The 7,817-nt window shown below is 69.2% G+C and carries 6 protein-coding genes and 1 pseudogene; all 7 read left to right on the top strand.

All coding sequences use genetic code 11. The features are described from left to right. Positions 1-946, top strand: a 946-nt coding sequence (locus Y694_RS18275; protein WP_036235124.1) for an ABC transporter permease, incomplete at its 5' end; no start/stop codon positions are given. Further along, a complete protein-coding gene (locus Y694_RS18280; RefSeq protein ID WP_231497763.1) occupies positions 943-2,889 on the top strand; it encodes an ABC transporter ATP-binding protein in 1,947 nt (648 codons plus the stop codon). The genes Y694_RS18275 and Y694_RS18280, both read left to right, overlap by 4 nt. A 94-nt stretch (positions 2,890-2,983) precedes the next feature. Continuing rightward, complete coding sequence (locus Y694_RS18285) at positions 2,984-5,413, top strand: TonB-dependent receptor (protein ID WP_036235128.1); 2,430 nt, start codon at positions 2,984-2,986, stop codon at positions 5,411-5,413. A gap of 446 nt (positions 5,414-5,859) precedes the next feature. Then, positions 5,860-6,645: a MotA/TolQ/ExbB proton channel family protein gene (locus tag Y694_RS18290; RefSeq protein ID WP_231497764.1), complete on the top strand. Its 786-nt coding sequence runs from the start codon at positions 5,860-5,862 to the stop codon at positions 6,643-6,645. Positions 6,646-6,648: 3 nt separating this feature from the next. Further along, entirely contained in the window at positions 6,649-7,080 is a 432-nt protein-coding gene (locus Y694_RS18295; protein ID WP_036235132.1) for a biopolymer transporter ExbD, read from the top strand. 18 nt (positions 7,081-7,098) lie between these two features. Beyond that, positions 7,099-7,536, top strand: a complete 438-nt coding sequence (locus tag Y694_RS18300; RefSeq protein ID WP_011829353.1) for a biopolymer transporter ExbD — start codon at positions 7,099-7,101, stop codon at positions 7,534-7,536. A gap of 45 nt (positions 7,537-7,581) precedes the next feature. Next, a pseudogene (locus Y694_RS24990) lies at positions 7,582-7,817 on the top strand (energy transducer TonB); the annotation flags it as partial.

Consider the following 7,817-nt stretch of genomic DNA (forward strand, 5'->3'; position numbering starts at 1 on the left):
CATCGGCGCCGCGCTGGCCGGCGCGATGGCGCGGGCCGGGCGGCGCTCCTTCGCGCAGTCGTTGCGCGCACTGCTGCGCAACGAGACCGACCTGCCCGTGCGCGCGGCCTGGCTCACGCTGGCGGCGATGGCGCTGCTGGCTGGTCCGGTGATCGCGCTGATGGGCCACTACCACGTGCTCGGCACCGACCGCACCGGCAACGACGTGCTGCTGCAGGCGCTCAAGAGCGTGCGCACCGCCTTCGTGATCGGCACGCTGGCGACGATCGCCACGCTGCCGCTGGCCATCGTGTTCGGTGTGGTCGCCGGCTACTTCCGCGGCTGGGTCGACGACCTGATCCAGTATGTCTACACGACACTGTCCTCGGTGCCCAACGTGCTGCTGATCGCCGCCTGCGTGCTGATGGTGCAGGCCTTCATCGACCAGCATCCGGAGCTGTTCGAGACCGGCGCCGAGCGCGCCGACGTTCGGCTGCTGCTGCTGTGCCTGGTGCTGGGCCTGACCGGCTGGGCCTCGCTGTGCCGGCTGCTGCGCGCCGAGACGCTGAAGGTCCGCGAGCTCGAATACGTGCAGGCGGCCACCGCCTTCGGCATCGGGCCGCTGCGCATCATGGCGCGCCACATCCTGCCCAACGTGATGCACCTGGTGCTGATCACCACGGTGCTGGAGTTCTCGGCGCTGATCCTCTACGAGGCGGTGCTGAGCTATGTGGGCGTCGGTGTCGACCCGTCGATGAACAGCTACGGCGGCATGATCAACCTGGCGCGCAGCGAGATGAGCCGCGATCCGGTGGTGTGGTGGTCGTTCGCCGCGGCCTTCGGATTCATGGTGACGCTGGTGCTGGCGGCCAACCTGTTCGCCGACGGCGTGCGCGACGCCTTCGATCCGCGCTCACGCAGCTTCCGCGCCCGCGTTCTGCCGGCTTCCGGCAAGGGAGTGCCATGAGCACGCCGGGCCGCCCCGAGGGCGAGTACCCGAGTGCGCAGCACGAAGGTGGTCCAGTGAGCGCTGCGCCTGCAGACACCCTGTCCATCGAGGCGCTGCACGTCGCGCTCGACGCCGACGCCGGCCTGGTGCGCGCGATCGACGGCCTGAGCCTGGCGATCACGCGTGGCGAGACCTTCGCGCTGGTGGGCGAGTCGGGCTGCGGCAAGAGCATGACGGCGTTGGCGCTGATGCGGTTGCTGCCCGAGAACGGCCGCGTCACCGCGGGCTCGGTGCAGCTGGGCGGCGAGGAACTGCTGGACCTGCCGGAGTCGCGCATGCGGGCGGTGCGCGGTGCGCGCGTCGGCATGATCTTCCAGGAGCCGGCCACCAGCCTGAACCCGGTGATGAAGATCGGCACGCAGATCGTCGAAGCGATCGAGGCGCACACGGCGCTGCGCGGCGCGGCAGCGCGGGCCAAGGCGCTGGATTGGCTGAAGCGCGTGGGCATCCCCGAGCCCGAGCGGCGCATCGACGACTACCCGTTCCGCCTGAGCGGCGGGCAGAAGCAGCGCGTGATGATCGCCATTGCGTTGGCCGCCGAGCCCGAGTTCCTGGTGGCCGACGAGCCCACGACCGCACTCGACGTCACGATCCAGAAGCAGATCCTCGACCTGCTGCGCGAGCTGCAGCGCGAGCGCGGACTGGGGCTGATGCTGATCACGCACGACCTCGGCGTGGTGGCCGGCATGGCGCAGACGGTGGCGCTGATGTATGCCGGCCAGATCGTCGAGGTGGCGAGCGCGAAGGACTTCTTCGCCCACCCGCGCCACCCCTACGCCCGGCTGCTGTTGCGCGCCGTGCCCGACGCCAGCCAGCGCGGCGGCGAGCTCGCGGCGATCGCCGGCAGCGTGCCGCCGCTGTGGCGGCGCTTCGAGGGCTGCCGCTTCGCCGACCGCTGCGACCGCGTGTTCGATCGCTGCCACGGTACCGAGCCGCCGCTGATCGAGACCGCGGCCGGCCATCAGGTGCGCTGCCTGCTGTATGTCGACGGCGCATCGTCGCCCGGGTCGGCGCCGGCCACGACAGCGATCGACGCGCCTGCGGCTCGGCCGGCGCCGGTCGAGCCCTCGCCGCTGCTGGACGTGCAGAACCTCGTGGTGCGTTTCCCGGTGCGCGGCGGGCTGCTGCAGCGCACCCGCTCGCACGTGACGGCGGTCGACGGCGTGTCGTTCCGGCTCGACGCCGGGCGCACGCTGGCGCTGGTGGGCGAGTCGGGCTGCGGCAAGACGACGATCGGCAAGGCCCTGCTGCAGCTGCTGCGCGGCACGGCGGCGGTCGAGGGCCGGGCGCTGTGGCGAGGCGAGGACCTGTTCTCGCTGCAGGGTGATGCGCTGCGGCGGGCGCGCCGCGAGATCCAGATCGTGTTCCAGGACCCGTTCGCGTCGCTCGACCCGCGCATGCGGGTGTTCGAGGCGCTGGAAGAGGGCCTGGTCGCGCTGAGGCCCGAACTCGACCGTGCCGCGCGCCGCGCCCGCATCGAGACGCTGGTCGAGCGCGTGGGACTGCGCCGCGACGCACTGGAGCGCTGGCCGCACGAGTTCTCGGGCGGCCAGCGCCAGCGCATCGCGATCGCGCGGGCGCTGGCGGTCGAGCCGCGCCTGCTGGTGTGCGACGAGCCGACCTCGGCGCTCGACGTGTCGGTGCAGGCGCAGATCCTCAACCTGCTGCGCGAGCTGCAGCGCGAGCTCGGCGTGTCCTACCTGTTCATCACGCACAACATCGGCGTGGTCGAGTACATCGCCGACGAGGTGGCCGTGATGCACCGCGGGCGCTTCGAGGAGGTGGGTCCGGTCGGCGTAGTGCTCGAAGCGCCGCGCAGCGCCTACACGCGTCGCCTGCTGGCGGCCGTTCCGAGGCTGGACCGCCAGATGTTCCAATCGTCCCAGTTCGATCCTCCCTGACCCGCAGGAGCCACCCCGATGTCCCGTAGACCCCCCGACTTTTGCACGCTGCACGGCGCTCGTCGGCAGCGCGCTGCTGTCGTTAGCCGCAGGCGTGCAGGCGCAGGACGCGCAGAGGCTCGAGCGGGTCGAGGTGACCGGTTCGGCCATCAAGCGCAGCCAGGTCGAGGGGCCGGTGCCGGTGCAGGTGGTGACCCGCAAGGACATCGAGCGGACCGGCGCGTCGACGATCAACGAGCTGATGAAATCGATCATGTCGCTCGACATCTTCGACGACGGCGAGCTGTCCTCGGGCACGCCGGTCGGCTCGGGCACTGCCATCGTCTTCATGCGCGGCCTCGCCGAGACCAATGTGCTGGTGCTGCTGAACGGCCGCCGGCTGCCGATCAATGCGCTGTACGACTCCTCGGGGGCGGGCGCCGCGGTCGACGTCAACTCCATCCCGCTCGCCGCGATCGAGCGCGTGGAGATCCTGAAGGACGGCGGTTCGGCGATCTATGGCGCCGATGCGGTGGCCGGCGTCGTCAACTTCATCACCCGCAAGAGCTACACCGGCTTCGAGCTGCGCGCCGGCTACGGCATTTCCAGCCGCGGCGACGGCGAGGAGCGCAAGGCCGGCCTGTCGGCCGGCTTCGGCTCGCTGGCGGCCGACGGCTACAACGTGTTCGCCGGCCTCGACCTGTTCAAGCGCGACCCGATCCAGCGCAGCGACCGCGACATGTCCAGTTCGGCCGATTTCCGGCGGTTCGGCGGGCCCGACAGCCGCAGCATCTTCGCGCCCACCGGCAACTATGTCGATGCCGACTTCATCCCCATTCCTGGCGCCTACGTGCGACCCTGCCCGCCGGCGCAGATCGGTGCCGACGGCCTGTGCCGCTACGACTTCAATGCCAGCCTGCTGAGCGCCTACAACGGTGCCGATCGGCTCAGCGGCATGCTGCTGGGCACGGTGCAGCTGACGCCCGGTCTCCAGGGCTTCGCCGAGGTGCTGGCCTCGCGCTCGCGCGACACCTTCGTGGGCCATCCCGCGCCCGACTACTTCCTCGACGGCAACGGCGACTTCTTCGTCGGCCGTTTCATGCAGGGCGGGCCGCGCCTGACCCAGCGCACGGCCAACCTGCTGCAACTGTCGACCGGGCTCGAGGGCACGCTCGGCGAGGTCGAGTGGAAGGTCGATGTCGGCCAGGGCCGCAGCCGGGTCGTCAACGACGACCGCAACTATTTCACCTATGCCGGCGTCGACCAACTCGACGCCAGCTCGCTCAACAACGACCCGGCGCTGGTCGAGTCGCTGAAGGTGCGACCACGCCGCGAGGGCGAGTCGAAGATTCTGTTCGCCAACGGCAAGCTGACCGGCGAACTGCTGCAGATGCCGGCCGGCCCGCTGTCCTATGCGGTCGGCACTTCGGTCTGGAAGGAGTCGATCGTCGACACGCCGGATGCGCTGTCGCAGGCCGGAGAGATCGTCGGCAGCATCCAGCAGGCGGCCGTCGATGCCGAGCGCAAGGCCTACGCGTTCTTCACTGAGCTCAACGTGCCGGTGACGCCTCAGCTCGAAGGGCAGGTGGCGTTGCGCTACGACCATTACCCCAGCGCCAGCAAGACCAGCCCCAAGCTGGCCGCGCGCTACCTGTTCACGCCGGCCTTCAGCACCCGGGCCTCGTACACCGAGAGCTTCCGCATGCCGAGCCTGAAGCAGCTCTACGGCGCGCGCGAGAGCGGCGCCGCCGACTTCACCAACGACACGCTGTGCGCCGCCTTCGGCCAGCCGGCCGGCTGCACGCTGTCGGGCTTCTTCGCCAACGGCTCCAACCCGCGTCTGCAGCCGGAGAAGGGCCGCACCTACAACCTCGGCTTCGTGCTGTCGCCAGAGGGGGGATTCAATGCCACGCTCGACATCTGGCAGATCAAGATCGCCGACCAGATCAACACGCCGACCGTCGACCAGGCCATCGCGGCCGGCAAGTTCGCCCAGGACGCGCAGGGCCGCATCGTCGTCGACACCGACCTGCAGAACTTCTCGAAGGCCCGGGTGCAGGGGCTGGACCTGCAGCTCGAGCAGCGCCTCGGCAGCGCGGGCGCCGGCAGCTTCACGCTGCGCAACGACACGGCCTACTACCTGAAGCAGGAGCGGCAGGACGGGCCGGGCCAGCCCTGGCAGGACCTGAAGGAGACCTACGCCGCGCCGAAGTGGCGCAACCTCTTCAGCGTGACCTGGGAGCTGGCGACCTGGGCCAACACCCTGGCGCTGCGCTCGACCGGCGGCTTCTACGACACCGACGAGCCCGATCCTGCGCCCGGCACCCGCAAGGTGGCCGCCCACCACGAGGTCGACTGGGTGTCCGGCTTCACCGGCCTGAAGAACCTGCGCCTCGACTTCGGCATCCGCAACCTGTTCGACCGCATGCCGCCGTTCAGCGTGACCAACGCCTCCGACGGCCGCTACTCCCAGCTCGGCTTCGCCGAGCTGTACACCAACCGGGGGCGCTTCTTCTTCCTGAATGCGAGCTACGAGTTCAATTGAACCGTCGAAGTCGTCGTGCAATTCGAGCTGCCAGCTTGTCAGCGATATCGAAAGCGAAACGACAGCTCGACGACGATGCTGCCAGGGACGATCGAGGAAAGGTGCTCCGTCGATCCATGGCATGAATGTTGTATGAGAATTTGAAAAATTCTCTTACGACGTCCGATGAACGAACTGACCCGGATCAAAACCAGGAGCGCCTCCCTCGACGCACGGCGTATGCTTTTGGCCGACCGGCAGCCCGCCGGGTTTCATAATCGCATCCGCTCACGAAGCGCTGTTCCGCCCGCTGACCCCGTGGGCCCGCGATGAGTCGTTCCTGCGAGCGGCATCGTCCCCCCGCGACAATCTCGTTTCAACGCACGCCTCCCGGAGATTTCATGATTCGTTGCTTTCGTGGCCGTTCGGCTATCGCCTTGCTGGGGACGTTCGCCTTGGCCCTGCTGATGGCCGGGACGGCCCTGACGCCTTCGGTCGTTCATGCCCAGGCGGTGGTGCCCAGCGAGCCGGCGGCCTCCGCGGCCGTCGTCCCTGCGGCGGCCGCGCCAGCACCGGCGGCGGTGGTCGAGAACCCCTATGGCCTGGAGTCGCTGTGGCGAACCAGCGATGGCGTCGCGAAGGCCGTGCTGCTGATTCTGGTCGTGATGTCGATGGGCAGTTGGTACATCATCGTCGTCAAGTTCATCGAGCAGGCCAGGCTCAACCGCCAGGCCAAGCTGGCCGCCAAGAGCTTCTGGAGCGCCGGCAGCGTGCGGCAGGGGGCCGACACGCTGGAGCCGACGAGCCCGTTCCGCTTCATCGCCGAGGCCGGCCTCGAGGCGACCAAGAAGCACGGCGGCCTGTTCGAGCACGTGGACCTGAACAGCTGGGTCACGATGTCGATCCAGCGCGCGATGGAGCGCGTGCAGAGCCGCCTGCAGGACGGCCTGGCGTTCCTGGCCACCGTGGGTTCTACCGCGCCCTTCGTCGGTCTGTTCGGCACGGTCTGGGGCATCTACCACGCCCTCACCGCGATCGGCGTGGCCGGGCAGGCCTCGATCGACAAGGTGGCGGGCCCGGTGGGCGAGGCCCTGATCATGACGGCCATCGGCCTGGCGGTCGCCGTGCCGGCGGTGCTGGGCTACAACTGGCTGGTGCGTCGCAACAAGGGCTCGATGGAAGAAGTGCGCGCCTTCGGCAACGACCTGCACTCGGTGCTGCTCGCCACGAGCCGCGCCCCGGCCAAGGCCTGAGCGATGGCGATGAGCGTCGGCCCCGCGGGAGGGGACGAGGACGAGGTCGTCTCGGCGATCAACACCACGCCGCTGGTCGACGTGATGCTGGTGCTGCTGATCATCTTCCTGATCACCATCCCGGTCGTCACCACCTCGATCCCCGTCACGCTGCCGAAGGAGACGATCCAGGTCCGCGAGAGCAAGCCCGAGAACGTGATCATCTCGGTCGACGCCGGCGGCGCGATGTACTGGTACGACAGCCGCGTGCCGAACGCGAACGCGCTGGTCGAGCGGCTCAAGAAGGTGGCGGCGATGAAGCCGCAGCCCGAGGTGCAGATCCGCGGCGACCTTGCGGCACGCTACAACGCGGTCGGCAAGGTGGTCTACGCCTGCCAGCGCGCCGGCATCACCAAGGTGTCGTTCATCACCGAGCCGCCGCCGCGCGGCGGTTGACGCAGGAGCCTTTCGACCATGGCCATGAGCCCGCTGGGCGCCGACGCCGGCAACGAGCCCGAGCTGATGATGGAGATCAACACCACGCCGCTGATCGACGTGATGCTGGTGCTGCTGATCATGCTCATCATCACCATCCCGATCCAGCTGCACGCGGTCAAGCTCGACATGCCGGTCGGCCCGCCACCGCCGCAGGTCGTGCCGCCGCAGGTGATGAAGATCGACATCGATGCCAACGATGCGATCTTCTTCAACGCCGAGCCGGTCGCCAACGTCGTCGAGGCCGAGCGCCGGCTGCAGGCCATGGCGGCACTGCCGCTGGAGGCGCAGCCCGAGCTGCACCTGCGGCCCGACCGGCTCTCGAAGTACAGCACCGTGGCCGGCGTGATGGCCGCGGTGCAGCGCAACGGCCTCACCAAATTCGGCATCGTCGGCAGTGAACAGTTCATCGAATAGCGTCGCGGCCGGCCCGCTGCACGCCGGGGCCCGGAGTCCGTTGGCATGGACCTGAGCTTCGAACGTCAGCCGCCGTCGCGGCGCTTCGTCGGCTTCGTCGTCGTGGCGGTGCTGCACGTCTTCATCTTCTATGCGCTGGTGTCGGGTCTGGCCCGCAGCGTGGTCGAGGTGGTCCGCAAGCCGCTCGAGGCGAAGATCATCGCGGAGCTCCCTCCGCCGCCGCCGCCTCCGCCGCCCCCGCCGCCGCCCAAGGAGATCCGGAAGCCTGCGCCACCACCGAA

It is taken from the genome of Methylibium sp. T29-B (assembly GCF_000576225.1).
GTDB lineage: Bacteria > Pseudomonadota > Gammaproteobacteria > Burkholderiales > Burkholderiaceae_C > Methylibium > Methylibium petroleiphilum.